This window comes from Deltaproteobacteria bacterium, assembly GCA_016930875.1.
Classification (GTDB): Bacteria; Desulfobacterota; Desulfobacteria; order Desulfobacterales.
In genome coordinates this window covers 1-17890 of record JAFGFW010000104.1, presented here as the reverse complement: position 1 = coordinate 17890, position 17890 = coordinate 1, and the positions used below count along the sequence as shown (strand labels likewise).

The following is a 17890-nucleotide window of genomic DNA, read 5'->3' as shown; positions in this document are numbered from 1 at the left end:
GATTCTTTCCTTACATGAGGCTAGCTGCCAGCCGCATCAAGCTGTTAACCACAAAGGAGCGCAAAAATATGATAGCTAGCAATACAAGCACTGGAGAAAAGTCAATGCCGCCAAACCCAAGCGGAAATCGTCTCCTTATAGGATACATTACGGGCTCGGTGACGTTATGAATAAAACGGACAATCGGATTATAGGGGTCAGGACTCACCCAAGAAAGGACCGCACGAGCAATGATGATCCACATGTAAAAGAGTAAGGCATAATCTAGAACCGTTCCAAGTGCGCTAAAAAAATAGCCGATGATGAACATAGTGCTTCCTCAAAAATACGAAGTCAACATGTGTGGGCAATTCGCTTTATCGAGCGGCAAAGCCCCGTTACATAAAATCACCAAGCGATTTTATAACTTGTTGAGTTTTATTGATTATCGAAAATAGCCCATCAAAAGTCAAGAATTTTCATGCAAAGCCGTTGACAGAGACCTGTTTAGGGCGTTAATTGACTTCACACGGCTTGCGTTATTAACATCGAAAAATGCACAATCCGTGCCACTCATGCCACAAGGCATTTTAGGCGCTTTTTTCTTGGTTCTCGGCCTTGCGGTGAATCCGCTTCGGGAGGGCATTATGAAACGGCTGGACAAAAAAGTCGGCTTTATCGGTTCAGGAAACATGGGAGAGGCTATGATCAACGGTCTCATAAAATCGTCTCTGTGTAAAGCGAGGCAGATCTGGGCCAGCGACATACGAGAGGCTCGACTGCGCCAACTGGAGGACGCCTATCAGATTAATACCACTACAGACAACTCGGAAATCTTTGAGCAGGTCGATGTTGTCATCCTGGCAGTCAAGCCCCAGCATATGGACGAGGTCTTAGAGGGGCTTTCCAAGACATTTCCCCAAACCATAAGAGGTCTCAAGCTCATCATCTCCATTGCCGCTGGTTTTCCCATCAAAAGGATAGAAAAACACCTATATCCCTCATTGGATCAGAACTCAAAGGGACTCCTCCCCATCATCCGCGTTATGCCCAACACTCCAGCCCTGGTCTTGGCAGGCATGGCCGGCATGAGCGGCAACCGCTTTGCAAAGGAATCGGATCTCAGTATTGCCCGCATGATCCTGGAGGCCATTGGGAAAGTCATTGAATTCGAAGAGGAAGACCTTGATGCCGTGACTGCCCTGAGCGGTTCCGGGCCAGCTTACATCTTTTACGTGATAGAGTCGCTGGTAGAAGTTGGAGCGAGACTTGGACTGAGACCCTCACACGCACTGACCCTGACACTTGAGACGATCAAAGGATCAGTAAAGCTCTTGGAAGAAACGGGTGAGGCTGCGGTTTCACTTAGAAAAAACGTGACGTCAAAAGGAGGCACCACTGAGGCGGCCATCAATGTGCTGGACCGTCATAAGGTGAAGGGGCATCTGCGGGACGCCGTTCAAGCGGCTGCCCGGCGATCCAAAGAGTTGAGTCAATTAGGAAGTTAAAAACTTGAACTTGGACCACGCAGTAGAAACACCGGCAGATCCGAAACCGGTGAGGACATTGGTGTTGTTCTTTAACCTCCCGTCTTTCATGGCACAAGCCATGGCCAAAGGCACGGAGGCAGAGACCGTGTTTCCAAATCGTTTGTGAGTGTTGTAACCTTTGTTTTCGCCCAGCTTGCACGACTTGATTACCTTGTCGCTCATTGCATCGCTGGCAGCATGGCTAAAGACGATTTCGTGCTTGAAATTATTCAGTACCGTGTCTTCACGGTAGTGCTTACATAACCTGGAAAACACAAATCGAAAGATCTTCTCTCCATAGGAAAAAAACCTCAGGGGTTCAATTTCATTTCTTAGCTCGCCATCGCTATATTCCCTGAAATGGGGAAGCGGTATTTTACACAGGTTATGACGGTCTCCCCACGTCCTGAAAGAGGTGTAGTACTCATCATCCGCTTCTGAATCACTGACAATTGTGGCCGTTGCCGCCTCTCCAATCGTAAACGTGGGGAAATTAAACTCAAGATCCTTTATGGACCTGAACTCAAAATTGGCATACTCCCGGAAGTTGAACTCGCAGTTTAAGATCATCACATTCTTGTACATGCCGGTCTTTATGAACGAATGGGCCACATGAATCGCCCTGAGCCAGCTTGCACAGGCATCCAGTATGTCAAAACAAGTGGCTTTCTGCAGTTTGAGTATTTTCTGAAAAACATTGGCAGTTGCAGGCTCAATATAGCCCCTTCCAACCCCAACATATATCAACAGATCAATATCCTTGGGAGACATGTTGGCTGACCGTAAGGCCTTCATGCCGGCTTCAATGCCAAACTGGATGGCCCGTTCGTTTTTCGCACGGTGATATCGCACCGAGGTGACTGCTTTCTTGAACAGTTCCTCCATCCTAGATTCCAGCAAATTCAGCGCCTTCTCCGTTAAATAGCGCTTGCTCCTTGAAATGATTTCCTGGATAATTTCAGTATTAGTTACAAGCTTGCTGGGAATGGCATATTCTATTGCGCAGTATCTCATCACACACTACCTAACCCGGACCAGCCGGAATGAAAAAAAAGACACACCTACCACGAAAATGTTGTTCATCAACCCATTACTCCATGACTCGCATGCTTATGTCCACGGCCGTTGGCGAATGGGTTAAGGCGCCTATGGAAATGATGTCCACACCGGTGGCGGCTAGTTCAGCTACCGAGTCCAAGCCTACGCCTCCGGATACTTCGACTAGAGCCCGGTCGCCAATAAACCCAATTGATTCCTTTATCCCGTTTATGTCCATATTGTCAAGCATAATGATGTCCACACCGCTTTTGAGGGCCTCCTCGACCTCCTTCAGGTCCGTAACCTCCACCTCGATACGAAGAAATTGCCCCTGGTTCTTTCGAACGCGTTCCACTGCCTCGGTGATCCCGCCGCAGGCCTTAATATGATTGTCCTTTATGAGGATGCCGTCATAGAGTCCGAAGCGGTGGTTGCGGGCTCCTCCCATCCTTACAGCGTACTTTTCCAGCTTACGCCACCCAGGCGTTGTCTTTCGGGTATCAGTAATCCTGACCCCGGCACCTCTTGTCCTATCCACGAACTTGCGTGTAAAGGTGGCAATCCCTGAAAGGCGCTGGAGAAAGTTCAGGGCCGTTCGTTCCCCGGTAAGAAGGGCTTGAAGCTTGCCAGTGACCTTAAGGATTGCATTACCGTTTTCGATAGAGTCTCCATCATGAAAGGTTGTGTCAAAACTCATGGCAGAGTCAAGGCTCCTAAAGACCTCCTGGGCCAACTCAAGCCCGGCCAAGACAAAGGACTCTTTGGCAACAATTATAGCACTTTCCACACGATCGGGTTCGATCAGCGTGTCGGTTGTGACATCTCCCGGTCCAATATCTTCTTCAAGAGCCAGGCGAATCAGTCTTTCATTTTTCCCAATCATGAATCACCGGCAATCCGGCACACGGTCCTCAAGTGCTCTTCCAATCTGTCTTTCTTTTCCACAAAGTTTTCCTGCTTTGCTCGCACTCCTTCCACGACATCTTGTGGGGCCCTGGCCAGGAAAGCCTCATTGCTCAATTTTCTTTCAACGCCCTCCTGCTCTTTGGTAATTTTCGCAATCTCTTTGCTCAGACGCTCTTCTTCGGCCTTGAAATCTATGATGTCCTTCAAGGAGACAAATATGGTGCTGTTGTCAAAAACGGAAGTGGCACATGAGGCCGGTCTCTCGCCAGGCGGCGTTACCTCCAAACGCGCCAGCTTGGCCAGGTTGACAATGATATTGCGGTGTTTGTCAAGAGTCTGGCGCATCTTCTCGTCAGGGGACTGAACAGTGGCCTCCACAAGCAAGGATGGAGGAACGTTCATCTCACCCCTGATATTTCGTATGCCGCTTGTGATGCCCATAAGGAGGTTCATGCTCCTTTCAGCCTCTGCGTCATGTCGCTCCTTCGCGCTCGCTGGAAATTCCGCTCTCATGATTGAGCCTTCAGCGCCGGGAAGTTTATCCCAGATCTCCTCGGTAACAAACGGAATAAAAGGATGAAGCAAACGCAGGATCTCGTTCAGGACCGACCAAAGCGTAAACAAGGTGGTCTTACGCCCCGAGGACTCGGCGCCCTCCCCTGACCCGTTACCGGAACCTTCTGCCGACTCATGTCCGTAGAGCACTGGTTTGATGATTTCCAGGTACCAGTCACAGAATTCATGCCACACAAACTGATAAATGGCGCCTGCTGCTTCGTTAAATTTGTACTCATCAAGGGTTTGTCCCACAGTTTCGATCACACCGTTTAGCCTGGCAAGAATCCATCTATCTGCCAGTGAAAGATCCCGGCCATTCATTTTCAAGGGATCGGGATCGAAATCCTTCAGATGCATAAGGCAAAAGCGGGAAGCGTTCCAAAGCTTGTTGATAAAGTGACGGTAGCCTTCTATCCTCTCCTCGGATAGTTTTATGTCCCGCCCCTGGGCTGCAAAGGCCGCCAGGGTAAACCTTAAGGCATCCGTGCCAAACTCGTTGATCACATAGAGAGGATCGATGACATTTCCCTTTGATTTGCTCATCTTTTTCCCCTCAGCATCCCTGACCAGAGCGTGAATATATACATCCCTGAAGGGGACCTCCCCCATAAAATGGAGCCCCATCATCATCATTCGTGCAACCCAGAAAAAAAGGATGTCAAACCCGGTGACCAAGACGGACGTCGGGTAGAATGTCTTTAAGGTCCGGGTATCATCAGGCCAGCCCATGGTTGAAAAAGGCCAGAGCGCAGAGCTGAACCAGGTGTCCAGAACGTCGGACTCCTGAACAAGGGCGCTGCCCTCACAGGCGGGGCACACCTCGGGCGGATCCATGGCCACGATCAGTTCACCGCAGGCCTCACATGTCCAGGCCGGGATACGATGGCCCCACCAGATTTGCCGTGAGATACACCAGTCCTTGATATTGTTCATCCACTCAAAATATGTCTTGGTCCACGTGTCCGGTATGATACGTGTCTTCCCCCTCTGGACCGCGGTAATGGCCTTTTTTGCAAGGGGCTCGACCCTGACAAACCACTGCTTGGACAGATAGGGCTCTACGGTTGTTCGACACCGGTAGCAATGTCCCACGCTGTGCTGGTATGACTCTACCTTCTCCAGACGGCCCTCCCTTTTGAGGGCATCGAGGACCTCTTCCCTGCATCTGAAACGATCCTTTCCCTGGAAAGGGCCTGCGTTCTCATTCATGCAGCCATCGCTGTCTATCACCTTGATCGAGTCAAGATTGTGACGCTGACCTATCTCAAAGTCATGGGGATCATGGGCAGGAGTAATTTTCAGGGCGCCGGTTCCGAATCTCATGTCAACATATTCGTCAAAAATAATGGGAATTTTTCTGTTCATCAGGGGCAGTATCACGTTTGTGCGTTCATGTACACTGTAGCGCTCGTCTTTGGGATTGACTGCCACCGCTGTATCGCCCAGCATGGTCTCAGGCCGGGTGGTTGCCACAACAACTCCGCCCTCTCCATTTTCAAAGGGATACCTGACGTAGTACAGGTGTCCGTTGTGGTCCTCGTGGTCCACTTCCAGGTCTGACAGGGCTGTTTGGCAACGAGGGCACCAATTAATGATATAGTTGCCTTGATAAACCAGGCCTTGTTCAAAGAGCTTCACAAAGACAGTCCTTACGGCCTTAGACAGCCCGTCGTCCATGGTGAAGCGCTCACGAGCCCAGTCGCACGAAGCCCCCAGGCGCTTCAACTGCTTGATGATCAGGCCGCCGTACTGCTCCCTCCACTGCCACACCGTTTTGATGAATTCCTCACGCCCCAGGCTGTGCCGGTCTTTTCCTTCCGTGGCCAAGCCCTTTTCCACCACATTCTGGGTAGCAATCCCGGCATGGTCCGTCCCCGGCATCCAAAGCACATTGTAACCTTGCATGCGGCGATAGCGACAAAGGATGTCCTGCAATGTGTTGTTGTGGGCATGGCCCATGTGCAGAACCCCGGTCACGTTGGGCGGTGGGATGACAATCGAAAAGGGTTTCCCGGTGCTAACGTCCTCGGCTGCAAAGAGGCCTTCCTTTTCCCAATATGCATACCATCGTTCTTCCACCTCTTGTGGTTCGTAGCCCTTCTTGAGTATATCCGAACTCATCTAATCGTGCTCCCAAAATTGAAAAGGGGATTAACAGACTTAACCCCCTGCATCATTGGACCGTCTATTCTACGAGGCTGCCCGAGAATGGCTATTTTCCGCAATCTCTGCGTCAGGCTCGGATTTTAATCCTCACCTTCCTTGACCTTGCAAAAAATCTCTCATTCTCGGACAGCCTCCTGGGAACCCATTCGCCGATCAAAGCGCTTGTTTGATTTTTTCTATCTCCTTTGCAATGGCTGCCTCGGCAACTTCAAGGAGTATTCGATCGGCCTTTTTCTCCACTGTTTCCTTTACTACACGCACAACGATTTCTTCTATCCTTTCGTCAGAAAGCCTTTCAAGAACCTCAGGTCCCAGCGCCTTATCGGCCGCTTGCGCTCCAGCTTCTGAAACTAGTTCCTGCTCAGGATATGAAGCCGACGGCTCAACCAGTTCACCGGCATCCTGTTCCACATCTGATTCACTGAATCCTCCAAGATCTTCTGGGATTTCGTCCCCTTCAGCTGCGGCATCTCGGACGTCACGGGATATCTCCAAATCGTCGGCTCGTTCCTCAGTAACAGATATTTCGGGGGGCTCCTCGGTAATCTCCATGCCAACATCTTCTGCGAGGCCATCTTCATCAGGCTCATCGTAAGCAAGGTCGGCCCCTGAAAACTCCAACAAATCCTCTTCCTCGGCCTGAGAATATTGGTCCTCAACCCGGTCAGTCAATTCCAAGACATCTTGGCCTTCCGACTCCTCTGTCACGGCATCGACCAGTTCAATGACTTCTTCTTCCCCCTCGGCTTCTGTCTCAAGGAAAAGGTCTTCCGATAAACCAGGTTCATTTCCGGATCCCTCCATCACGAGCTTCTCATCATCATATGCCAATGAGAGATCCCCAGCATCTTCGGATATCTGACCTTCCTTGTTCTTGTCGTCGGTATCCATGATTACGTTTCCTTTGATTAGGTTGCCGGTAAAAATCTGCCGTCAATAGCAGAAAAGGAGAAACAAATTCCTCTACTTCCTGATTTTCTTCAAAAAACTATCATAGTGTTCTCATGCGTGTCAAGATTTTATTGAGCATGCACCCTAATACACCATCCATGGCCGGGGGAGAAATAACTTCTCGTAGAGATGAAGGGCATACCGGTCCGTCATGCCGGCGATAAAATCACACACGGTCTGCTCCCTGGACGTTCCAGGCAATTTTTCACCTATTTCTTCTTCAAAGACTCCTTCGTCTTCCATAAATTCCGCATAGAGCTCGCGAATGATCTTTTCCGCACGAATAAAATCAGCATGGACCGTGTGAACCTCATAAACACGCTCATAAAGAAAATCGCGCATCAATACCAGGGCTTCATAAATAGTGTCATTCATTCGCAACTCAGGGCCAGGCTCCTCCACGGTCGCAAAGATGAGATCCTTCACCATGGTATCAATGCGCTTGGCATGGGAATTTCCCAGAACGTCCAGGCAAATTCCGGGAATGTCTTGTGCAACAATAATGCCACCACGCATTGCGTCGTCAAGATCGTGGTTGACGTAGGCGATAACATCACAAATCCGCACTACCATCCCCTCTAGCGTTGCAGGCCATGCCGAAGTGTCACGCGGCAGGATTTCATCTTTTCCCTTGGAGTGTTTTAGTATCCCATCCCTTACTTCAGCAGTGAGATTCAGCCCACGGCCACGTTTTTCCAGAACATCGACTACTCTGAGGCTGTGCTCATGATGGGAAAATCCACCAGGGAAAATCTTGTTCAACACGCACTCGCCGGCATGACCAAAGGGTGTGTGACCCAGGTCGTGTCCTAACGCAATGGCCTCGGCCAGCACTTCGTTGAGTCTAAGGGCCTTGGCAACCGTTCTGGCGATCTGTGCGACTTCCAAGGTGTGTGTAAGCCGTGTACGGTAATGGTCTCCAGTGGGAGAGAGAAAGACCTGTGTCTTGTGCTTGAGGCGTCTGAAGGACTTGGAGTGAATGATCCTGTCACGATCACGTTGAAAGGCCGTACGGATAACACATGGCTCCTCCGGTATGCGGCGACCTTCTGTCTCAGCGCTCAATTTGGCATAAGGAGAAAGGGTTTGCCTTTCCTCATTTTCAATACGTTCTCTAATAATCATTAACACTTCTATACACCAAAAGCGTTAGTTTTCTCAAATCATATTTTGAGCCTGTTCTATTAATCCATCAAGAACTTCGGTCAGATATACCGGTATAGAAAGAAGCCGGTATGATACAGGTTTACCCAATGTCGTTTTTACCCTGATGTTTTCCACCAATGGTTGGTGAATATTGCGGCGAACAGCAAAATCGAGGCGTTTTTCGGCCATGAACTGATGCAGTGACTTCATACTGCCTACAGATCAGGATTTTACTTCAACAGGAACTACGCGATTTCCGTGCTGAATTATGTAATCGATCTTTCCCAGTCTCCCTCCAGTCCTTTGCCAGTAAAACAGCTGTGGCTCTGTTAACGGGGTCTGGGCCGCGCGCAACTGCTGCCCGACAAACCGTCCCAGAAATGGTCCTTTTCTCCGCCTCCGGCTGATCAATCTGCGGGATCGCTTGTGCGATCCGCCTAGGCGGACCTCCGCGTCCCGCTGCATGCGGGAATTTCCTTGACCTTGTCCGCCCCAGGCGGACTCATTTCTGAATTGGAAACTGACGCTAGTGCCCAGTGTCTTAAGATCCGTTTATGGATGGGCACTTGCTAAAATTTGACGACTCCCGGTTTCAATCCCTTTTCCTGCCTTATTTTCTGGGGAATCTTTCCTTTCACATAGCCAGTGGGAAACTGTAGCTCCAGTTCGAAAAGCGGTTCAAAGCCATCAGGCTCAGTATCCTAATGGTTTACAAAACAATTTCTTTTCGTTAAGGTGTTGTTTATACATTCAAATAATTGAGGGAGTTGGGGATTGAGGAATTAGATCAGTTTCCGCCAACCCGCCTGCCGGCGAGGGAGGTTCCCGAATTCTTCAATTCGCGATTCCTCAATTCCCGTTTATCCGGGTTAAGTTTATGCCGCGCATCGTGCATCGTTACATATTGAAGGAGATATGCCTCGTCTTCGGGATCAGTCTGGTTACCTTTAGCTTTATCCTGCTGGTAGCCAAGATCTTCACCTTTACGGATCTGGTCGTAAACAAAGGCGTGTCGCCAGTGGCATTGATCTACCTTATTGCATACAAACTTCCTTATTTCTTTGTTTTCACCTTTCCCATGTCCACACTGATGGCAACCCTGCTGACATTTTTGCGGCTTTCTCAGGACCACGAAATTACGGCCCTCAAGGCATCCGGTGTCAGCCTCTTTCAACTCCTTCCGCCGGTGTTGATGTTGTGCCTCTTTGCGCATTTTGCCACGACCTTCATGGCCGTCTATGTCATGCCTAAAGGAAATCGTGCATTCGGGAATCTGGTTCATGCATTGAGTCAGCACAAGGCCTACGTTGGCATTACCCCCAGGGTCTTCATCGATGACTTTAAAGGCATGGTTCTCTACGTTAACAACATGGACCCTTCCGGCAGGACCCTGGAAAGGATCTTTATTGCAGACGAACGCGATCCGGATCTCTCCCATGCCATTATCGCCGAAAAAGGGACAGTGTTGGGCGGCGCCAAAGACAAGGCGTTGGCATTGAGGCTCACTAACGGGGAAATTCACTACGACAGCAAGGACTTGAAAAGCTCTGACACACTTCAGTTTCAAACTTATGAACTGGCACTGGACCTGCCTCACTTCGTTGACAGCCGCGGCACTGGAAAACTGGATGAAAGCGAAATGCCAGTGAAGGAACTGTGGCAAAAAATCAAATCGGCCAAGGTTAAGGATGTGAAATACAACATGCTGGTCATGGAATTTCATGAAAAGTTTGCCATCCCTTTCTCGTGTCTCATACTGGGTTTTATCGGACTGTCTCTCGCCGCACAAAGCAAGGCCTTCGGCTATTCAGCAGGGGCGGCTATGGCTCTGGGCATTTTTCTTCTTTATTACGTTTTGTTATCTGCAGCCAAGAGCTTTGGAGAATCCGGCACCATACCGCCGGCCTTAGGCATGTGGATGCCCGACCTTCTGCTTGGCACATTGTCTGCGGTGATGTTTGTCCGGGCAAGCCAAGAAACTCCCATGAAATCGCTGATAGCCTTGGGCCGCCTGGCTGAACGTGTTCGTGTCTTTTTCAAAACACGGCGAGAAGATCGATAGACATATGAGCATCCTAACCAGGTACATCCTCCGCGAGATTGCCAGAGTATTTACGATCATTCTCCTGGCCTTTGTTATGATCTATGTCATCGTCGATTTTTTTGAAAGGGTCGACAACTTCATAGAGGCCGGGGCAAAACTCCGCTACATGCTGATCTATATTCTTTTCAAGCTCCCACTTGTTATTGATCAGATGACACCGGTAGCAGTATTAATGGCCACCATCATCGCCCTAGGGCTTCTGGCCAGGAGCAATGAGATCGTTGCCATGAGGGCAAGCGGCGTGAGCCCCTTAAAGGTAATTGCTCCATCGCTGATGCTTGCTTCACTTATTGCTCTTCTATCCTTGCTTAACAGTGAATCGATTATTCCCTATACAAATCGCCGGGTCAATACGATCTGGAAGACTTACGTACAAAAGAAAGCCCCGGAGTTCGTCTATAAATACGAGTCACTATGGTACAAAGGCCAGGACGCCATTTATAATATCAGGACCTTTGATGTAAAAGCCGAGACCTTGTTCGGGGTGGTCGTCAATCAGTTTGACGGAGATTTTCGGACAAGACAGCGTATTCATGCCCGACGCGCAGAGTGGAAGGATGGTCAATGGCGCTTTTTTGACGGGACGGTCAAGCAAAGACAGGAGGACGGCGCCTACACGGTTTCACCGTTTGCTGAAATGACCTTTGAGCTTCATGAGACTCCTGATGACTTCAGGAAAGGCGGCAAGCCCTCCGATGAGATGGGGTTTATAGAACTGCGCCGCTACGCACAAAAGATAGAAAGAGAAGGATATAGCGCCCGCACCTACTGGGTGGATATGCATGTCAAACTGGCATTTCCATGCATTTCGTTGATCATGGGTTTGGTGGGAGTCTCCCTTGCCCTTAGAAAAGAAAAAGGAAGGGGTGTTGCGGCAGGCATCGGTATCGGTTTTGCTATTGTTGCCTTGTACCTGGTCAGCTTTGAACTATTCCGAACCCTGGGGTACACGGGAATACTTCCCCCTTTTCTTGCTGCATGGGCCTCCAATATTCTCTTTGCCACAGTCGGCATAAGCTTGATTTTGCATGCAAATCGATAACCTAAAATGAGACGTTTCTTCATCGACAAGGAGGCTGTTTCTTCCGCCGGCTCAACCCTCACAGGGCCCGATGTGAGGCATATTCGTACGGTTTTGCGTCTGAAACCCGGCGACGAGATTTTTCTGTTCGACGGCCAAGGATCGGAATACCGTGCCCGTATTGCTGACAGTACGTCTCGGGCGATCAGGCTTTTAATCCTAGACAAAGATTCCGCTATATCGGAATCTTGTCTGGAGATCGAAATAGGTCAGTCCCTTCTAAAGGCCCGAAACATGGATCGCATTGTGAGGCAGTTGACAGAACTGGGGGTCGTTGCTTTTCTACCCTTTATGTCAGAACGCAGTGTGGCAAGGCCTGAGCCTTCACGCTTGGCCGGAAGAAAACAACGCTGGAAAACGATTGCCAGGGAGTCTCTCAAGCAGTGCGGCAGATCGCGGGCGCCGCATATTGGTTCTCTGGTCTCCTTTGAGGAATTGGTTACGGCTCGGCGGTCCCATAACCTAAAAGTCATCTTTCACAATCACCAATCCGGCGCTGAATCAACGTCTTGCCTGGCCAAAATGCATGACGTCCGCAGTGTGCTGGCGCTCGTAGGCCCTGAAGGCGGCTTCACAGACAAGGAGGTGGAATTGGCGCTCCGACATGGCTTTGTTTGTGTTTGCCTTGGCCCACGAACCCTAAAATCAGACACTGCAACCATAGTCGTCGCCGCCATGCTCCAGCACGCTTTTGGAGACTTGACAGATCTCCAGAAAAATCTTGACAAGAATTAGGGCTTCTAATAAATATCCAACTTGCGTCAAACTTGCCGAGGTAGCTCAGTCGGTAGAGCAGCGGACTGAAAATCCGCGTGTCCGCAGTTCGATTCTGCGCCTCGGCACCAGGAAAATCAAGGGGTTACGGTTAGCGCCGTAGCCCTTTGTTTTTTGGCGGGCATTTGCGAGGACATGGCAGGATAACCAACTAGCTTTTCAGTTATTCTGTGAAGGGATCGATGGTAATCGCCGAGGTGAGGACAACTGGCAGAACGGGTCTCACCAATGAGGCTGATTCCCGATCCCTTGTCCCATTACCTCCAATGTTTCAGTTACAACCACAAAAGCACTTGGGTCCAGCCGGCGAATAATTCCTTTAATTCGGGATAGCTCCCGGAAGGTGATGACCGTATATAAGATCTGCTCTTCCTGACCCGAGTACCCCCCTTGACCTTTGATGACTGTCAAGCCTCGATCAAGCTTCTCGAAAATCTCTTGGGATATTTCCTGCCAGCGCGCAGAGATGATGAAGACTGCCTTTCTCTGACTCAGACCCGTTACTACCAGGTTAAGCATGTATGAGCTAACATAGATGTAGACGAGTGTATACAGAGCCCTTTCAAGGGACAAGAGCATGGCTGCCGCTGCCAACACGAGGCTGTTGAAGGCAAGGCTGGTGGTGCCCAGCCGTACAGAAAAACGCTGGAGCACCATGACCGAAAGGATATCCAACCCTCCAGCCGATCCCACTGACCTGAGAATAACGCCCGCGCCTGCCCCGGAAATAATGCCTGCCAGGAGCGCGCTCAGGATCTGGTCTTGAACCGGAAGGGAGGCGTTAACCCATTTAAGGGCACAAGAAAAGATTATCATTCCCGCTATACTATAGATGAAGAAACGCCGGCTGACATATTTCCATCCTAAGACAAAAAGAGGCACATTAAGAAAAAAGTAAACCCATGCTACTGGTACGGCGGGCAGGAGATAATAAATAACGAGCGCCAATCCCGTAAACCCTCCGCTCACAAATTTATGGGGAATCAGAATCCCGTTTATGGCAACTGCACAAAGCACGCTGCCCACGGATATTAGACCAAGATTCCAGAAGACTTGCCTGAGCTTTGCGAACTGTAATTGCCGAAGCCACGATGTCGTTTTCATATATGTCCCCTCTTTCCTCTGTTCAGAGATTCCTCGCAACTCCTAAAGCGGATGGTTCCCCGAACTTTGGCCTCAACCCAGGTGCAAGTGTTGACTCCGAAGGCTTATTTCATCCTGTTGTTTTCAAGTACTTCTGCTGAAGTCTTGAAGAGATCTCCCACCTCTGCCATTTTTTCAGGTGTTGCTAGTGACAGGATGAGATCGTTTGCACACAGCTCCGTACTACTATCGGGATTGGACAATGTTTGTTCGTTTCGCCGGATAGCAACTAAGGTGACGCCGTGCTTCTTTCGCAATCCAATTTCAGTAAGTGATTGGCCAATAATTGACGATTTTTCTTCAATCCGAAATGTCTTGACCTCGACATCGGAGAGATATGACTTCAGATCACTGGCAAAGGCAGAAGGCTTCGAGAGGGTTCGGAACATCTTGTAGCCGTCAGCGCGTATGTCTGCCACAAACCGCTCGATTTCATTTTGAGGGATCAGATATTGGATTAAAACCCGCACAAAGACTTCCACTGCTGTTTCAAACAAAGTAGCGGGACAACGCCGATCTCGGCCAAGGTTTCAACGTTATGAACCGCCTTAATCAACCGCAAGCCGTGAGGGCCGACGAAAATACCAGTCAGAAGAAGACCCACAATCGTCGGCATTCGAATTTGATGACTAATAAGAAGAACAAGCACGGATAGGCCGAAGATGACGGCGATATCTTGTAAAAGCGGTATTTGCATGAAACGATTCCCTGCTGGAATCCTTTACAGATCAAAATGCTTAAGCAAGGTAAAATGGAAGGCGGCGCCTTGACCCTTTTCAGACTCCACCCAGACCTTTCCACCGTGGTGCTTCACAATTCTCTCAACAATGGCAAGCCCCAAACCCGTTCCTGTCTCATCTTCAATTTCTCGTAAGCGGTGAAACATCTCAAATATTTTCTTGTGATAATTCGGATCAATCCCGATGCCATTATCCCTCACATAGAACTGATGGAAGTCTTCCCTATCTTCGTATCCTACCTCGATCTTTGGATCCTTGGTAGCCCCCATAAACTTGGTCGCGTTTACGAGCAGATTCTCGAACACCTGATAGATCCTTTCTCCATCACAGTAAATCGCAGGGAGGTTGTCGGCCACGACCAGATCAATTCCTTTCTCCCTCAGTCTGTCTTCGAGGCCTGAAGTGACATTTCTCAGTATCTCAAGGGAGGGAATATCCTTGAAAGTCGAGACTACCCGGCCGATGCTTGACAAGGCTAGAAGGTCCGCGACGAATACTTCCATTCGGCGGGCACCGGCGTTGATCAGCTCAAGGTAACTCCGACCCTTTTCTCCCAATTTGTCTTGATATTTTTTGAGCAGTCGTGATGAAAATCCCTGGATGGAAATGATGGGGTTTTTCAGGTCATGGGAGACAACACGGACAAAGTTTTTGAGCTCCTCATTTATCTTGCGTAACTGTTCCTCTGCCTGTTTTTTTTCAGTGATATCCACGACGTTGCCCAATATGGCAAGCTTTCCTTTATACTCTATGCGGGCGTTTCTCCTGTTGATCCATATGGTTTCACCGTCTTTTGTCAGGCCTCTGGCCTCATATTCTGATGGGGCGTCTTCGCCCTTTAGCCTCTTTGTCCTCATGTCCATGGTCAAGTCCCTGTCGTCAGGATGGACCAGCTTCCAGCTCTCAATCCCTATCAACTCCTCTTTTGGATACCTATAAATCTCAGCAAATCTGTTGTTGGCAAATACGATTTTTTCGTCCTGGTCGATATATATGCCTGTCAGAGAGTTTTCAACTAGAGTACTGTACTTTTTTTCGCTCTCCCGCAACGCCTGTTCCGCTATCTTTTGCTCGTGGATGTCACGAATCAGACCATCGTAAGACAAGAGCTTGCCTTGGGAATCATAGTGGGGCACAAACTCATTCCTGATCCAACGCATTACGCCGTCCTTCCGAAAGATTCGGCGCTCTATTGGTCCAACCTTCACACCTGAGAGTATTTGTGCGGCTTGGTCTCCCACAGCCCTACGGTCTTCCTCATGTACCATCTGTATCCACAGGTGCGGGTTGGCATCAAAGTCGTCTTCTGTGTAACCGGTAACCGCTACACAGGCAGGTCTGTGGATTGTTTCAACAGGATGCCCATCCTTTACGCGCACAGTGTAAATGTAGTCTGTAATGGCTTGGGTGATGTGTCGATACCTCCGCTCGCTTTCCCTGAGAGCCTCCTCTGCTTGCTTGCGGCCGGTGATGTCGACAAATGACGCCATTCTGCCGACGATATTTGCCTTGTTATCGCTAACATTCGAAGAAGAGACCTCCACAGGAAATGTTGTGCCGTCCTGACGCTGGGCAGTGAACTCCTCAGTCTCTCCTTTTGTCTCATCGATAATGGCTTTGACGTGGGAAAACCTTTTCAATGTTTCCGGAGCAAACAAGACGGTCGCATTTTCACCTAATACTGCAGTGTTGTCTTTATAGTCGAACATGCTGAGAAATGCAGAATTGACGTACCTAATCTGTCCGTCCAGATTTGTTATGATGACGCCGCTCACAGAGGAATTCAAGGCATCATACACCACACTCAACTCCTCCTTGGTCCGACTGAATTCAGCCACTTCCTTTTCTAATGTTCTGACCTTTTGCTCCAACTCTTCATAGGTGGGTTTTCTAGTCATCGGAGCATCCCCCAGTAAAAAAAGACCATACACCCTGGCATTTCTAATATCACGTATGCGCCTCTATCCTCCCCAGCGCTGCCCCGGTCTCTACCAAAACGGCCTGCGGCTTGGACTTTTCGAACTCTCGACACCCTTAGACATCGCATCATTCAACGCGCAGGACGGCTGACACGGCCCTAGGAAGACCTCACACTCACTAGGAGCGCAAATCCTGGTGTTCGGAAAGATCTGCTCCATTTCCCGGGCACAACAAGAAAAGCTGCATAGGCTCCGACAAGTAAAACCTCAAAAAAAGTTATGCAACGTTAGGGTTAGCCATTCCGCCCTCACAGTAAATCCTCCGCTTCTTAAAGCACCTGCACGGCTTTTCGAATACCTTCATCAGAAAAATTGATGTCTGTGCATCCCATGGACTTTTTCTGAAAATTCCAAACAGTTTGACCGTGGCGGAGCAAAACAAACTTGGTCGTTCCAGCACAGGTCACTCCTCGCCAAAGAAATCACTCAAAACGAATTTCAGCTTTCTTCTCAGATTGACATAAGAGTAAAAGCGCTTTGCTACGCTGTAATTGTGCTCTGCCATTTTACTTGCCCATGACTTGTTCTCTAGTGTATGCACAACCTGATCAACGGTTTCTTCGCTGATATATTCGTCCATTTCAATCATTTTGAAGCCCTTTGGCTTAATATCATGTTGGTATATTGAGTAGGTGTTCACGAGAATTGGTTTCTTGAAATAGACAGCTTCCAAAAAAGCATTGCCAAATCCCTCGTATGAGGACGGGTAAGTAACAAGATCGGCGTGGGGATAAACATCGAATAGCCTGTACACTTTCCTGCCGTCGGCGGTCTTGCCACGTTCATCCCCAATCAAATCAGAGATGAACAGCGTGTCCACCTCCATTAGTTTTGAATACTCCCTTAGACGCCTTTCGTACGCGCCTCCTTCGTCGTCGCCGCCATGGGATATTACAAGTTTTGCGCTAAGTCCCTTACGTCGTAAGCCATTTACCAGCTCAATAGCATGTTCTATTCCTTTCCGCTGGACAATACGTGTTGGCTGAAGAATGAGGTACTGGTCTTCAGCCACATCAAAGGCTTCTCGAACATCACACGCATAATCGTCTGGCGGCGGCGGCGGTTTTGCGTAATTCATTACGTTTGGAATAATAATAGCAGCGGCGCCTCGTCTGAAAGCAAGCTGGGACCTTGCCTCAGAATTGATCACGACCTGCCGGATAAAGGGATGCCGGGGTGGAAAGGCTTTATTCAAGTAACCCCAGACAGAATTCACCAAAAAACGCTTCCGCTCCCAAAAGAAATCGTGGTTGTGGGCTACTGTGGGTATTGCGGTTTCCGCAACAACATCTGTGAGAGCAAGTCCTAAAGGTATGTTCATGGGAATAGCAAAAGCGTTTTCCACAATCATGATATCGATTTGGAACGTTCTGATAAAGCTCCTTACGTCGTAGGTCAGTTCTCGTTTTACTGTGCGGATCCGCTCTGTTACATCTTCCGAACGGGTGATCTTTCCAAAAACGGCGTCACTGATTGAGGATATCTCCGGATGATTGAAATGAGCCTTGGGGCACAACATACATCGCTCTTCGGGCCTGTCCAATTCTCCTGCAAAATAGAAGCATGAATGCCCTAGTTCTTCGAGCACTTCTGCCCATTTCCCCGTCTCAAGCGATACCCCGTCAGTGCCGGCAATTCTGGTGGACACAAAACCGATGTTGTTTATTTGTGTTATTCTCTTAGTCATCCCACGCCTCCTCTGGATTTTACCCTGTAGTTGCATAAAAAACTAGGGATTCTAGTCAAAAAAATACTTGCGGTGCCCATGGATACTGGGTTAGAAAGAGTTTGACTAG

The 17890-nt window shown here is 49.2% G+C and carries 18 protein-coding genes and 1 tRNA gene; 5 read left to right on the top strand and 14 right to left on the bottom strand.

The window, feature by feature from the left end; genetic code table 11:
• Window positions 1–10: 10 nt before the first annotated feature.
• A complete protein-coding gene (locus JW883_09705) occupies window positions 11–310 on the bottom strand; it encodes a YggT family protein (protein ID MBN1842538.1) in 300 nt (99 codons plus the stop codon).
• A gap of 316 nt (window positions 311–626) precedes the next feature.
• On the opposite strand from JW883_09705, the gene JW883_09700 reads away from it, so the two are divergent.
• On the top strand, window positions 627–1487 hold the full coding sequence (locus JW883_09700; protein MBN1842537.1) for a pyrroline-5-carboxylate reductase: 861 nt from the start codon (window positions 627–629) through the stop codon (window positions 1485–1487).
• On the opposite strand, the gene JW883_09695 is transcribed toward JW883_09700, so the two are convergent.
• The 7 genes from JW883_09695 to JW883_09665 form a co-directional block, all read right to left on the bottom strand.
• Window positions 1476–2522, bottom strand: coding sequence for a hypothetical protein (locus tag JW883_09695; protein MBN1842536.1), 1047 nt, complete (start codon window positions 2520–2522; stop codon window positions 1476–1478). The two genes, JW883_09700 and JW883_09695, sit on opposite strands and share 12 nt — an antisense overlap.
• Window positions 2523–2598: 76 nt before the next feature.
• Window positions 2599–3429, bottom strand: a complete 831-nt coding sequence (gene nadC / locus JW883_09690) for a carboxylating nicotinate-nucleotide diphosphorylase (protein ID MBN1842535.1) — start codon at window positions 3427–3429, stop codon at window positions 2599–2601.
• Window positions 3426–6131: a valine--tRNA ligase gene (locus tag JW883_09685; protein ID MBN1842534.1), complete on the bottom strand. Its 2706-nt coding sequence runs from the start codon at window positions 6129–6131 to the stop codon at window positions 3426–3428. Before JW883_09685 ends, nadC begins: the two co-directional genes overlap by 4 nt.
• A 198-nt stretch (window positions 6132–6329) precedes the next feature.
• Window positions 6330–7067, bottom strand: a complete 738-nt coding sequence (locus JW883_09680) for a hypothetical protein (GenBank protein MBN1842533.1) — start codon at window positions 7065–7067, stop codon at window positions 6330–6332.
• Window positions 7068–7211: 144 nt separating this feature from the next.
• On the bottom strand, window positions 7212–8252 hold the full coding sequence (locus JW883_09675; GenBank protein ID MBN1842532.1) for a deoxyguanosinetriphosphate triphosphohydrolase: 1041 nt from the start codon (window positions 8250–8252) through the stop codon (window positions 7212–7214).
• A gap of 33 nt (window positions 8253–8285) precedes the next feature.
• The gene (locus JW883_09670) at window positions 8286–8483 is read right to left on the bottom strand and encodes a hypothetical protein (GenBank protein MBN1842531.1); all 198 of its coding nucleotides are present in this window, start codon (window positions 8481–8483) and stop codon (window positions 8286–8288) included.
• Between the two features lie 12 nt (window positions 8484–8495).
• Entirely contained in the window at window positions 8496–8738 is a 243-nt protein-coding gene (locus JW883_09665) for a DUF4143 domain-containing protein (protein MBN1842530.1), read from the bottom strand.
• A gap of 412 nt (window positions 8739–9150) precedes the next feature.
• Here JW883_09665 and lptF point away from each other — a divergent pair, with 412 nt between their 5' ends.
• From lptF to JW883_09645, 4 genes are all read left to right on the top strand, one after another.
• Window positions 9151–10335: an LPS export ABC transporter permease LptF gene (gene lptF / locus JW883_09660; protein ID MBN1842529.1), complete on the top strand. Its 1185-nt coding sequence runs from the start codon at window positions 9151–9153 to the stop codon at window positions 10333–10335.
• Window positions 10336–10339: 4 nt separating this feature from the next.
• Complete coding sequence (gene lptG, locus JW883_09655; GenBank protein ID MBN1842528.1) at window positions 10340–11419, top strand: LPS export ABC transporter permease LptG; 1080 nt, start codon at window positions 10340–10342, stop codon at window positions 11417–11419.
• Between the two features lie 6 nt (window positions 11420–11425).
• Window positions 11426–12193, top strand: a complete 768-nt coding sequence (locus JW883_09650; protein MBN1842527.1) for a 16S rRNA (uracil(1498)-N(3))-methyltransferase — start codon at window positions 11426–11428, stop codon at window positions 12191–12193.
• 34 nt (window positions 12194–12227) lie between these two features.
• Window positions 12228–12303, top strand: a tRNA-Phe gene (locus JW883_09645).
• 151 nt (window positions 12304–12454) lie between these two features.
• Here the strand turns inward: JW883_09645 and JW883_09640 are convergent.
• The 6 genes from JW883_09640 to JW883_09615 all read right to left on the bottom strand — a co-directional run bounded on the left by JW883_09640 (window position 12455) and on the right by JW883_09615 (window position 17781).
• Window positions 12455–13336 (bottom strand): YitT family protein, encoded by an 882-nt coding sequence (locus JW883_09640; GenBank protein ID MBN1842526.1) that lies wholly within the window; start codon window positions 13334–13336, stop codon window positions 12455–12457.
• Window positions 13337–13440: 104 nt separating this feature from the next.
• Entirely contained in the window at window positions 13441–13845 is a 405-nt protein-coding gene (locus JW883_09635) for a TrkA C-terminal domain-containing protein (protein ID MBN1842525.1), read from the bottom strand.
• Window positions 13833–14072, bottom strand: a complete 240-nt coding sequence (locus JW883_09630; protein MBN1842524.1) for a cation:proton antiporter — start codon at window positions 14070–14072, stop codon at window positions 13833–13835. The genes JW883_09635 and JW883_09630 overlap by 13 nt, the downstream gene beginning before the upstream one ends.
• A 24-nt stretch (window positions 14073–14096) precedes the next feature.
• On the bottom strand, window positions 14097–16013 hold the full coding sequence (locus JW883_09625) for a PAS domain S-box protein (protein ID MBN1842523.1): 1917 nt from the start codon (window positions 16011–16013) through the stop codon (window positions 14097–14099).
• Window positions 16014–16363: 350 nt separating this feature from the next.
• Window positions 16364–16501 (bottom strand): histidine phosphatase family protein, encoded by a 138-nt coding sequence (locus tag JW883_09620; protein MBN1842522.1) that lies wholly within the window; start codon window positions 16499–16501, stop codon window positions 16364–16366.
• On the bottom strand, window positions 16498–17781 hold the full coding sequence (locus tag JW883_09615) for a glycosyltransferase family 4 protein (GenBank protein ID MBN1842521.1): 1284 nt from the start codon (window positions 17779–17781) through the stop codon (window positions 16498–16500). Before JW883_09615 ends, JW883_09620 begins: the two co-directional genes overlap by 4 nt.
• Between the last annotated feature and the right edge of the window lie 109 nt (window positions 17782–17890).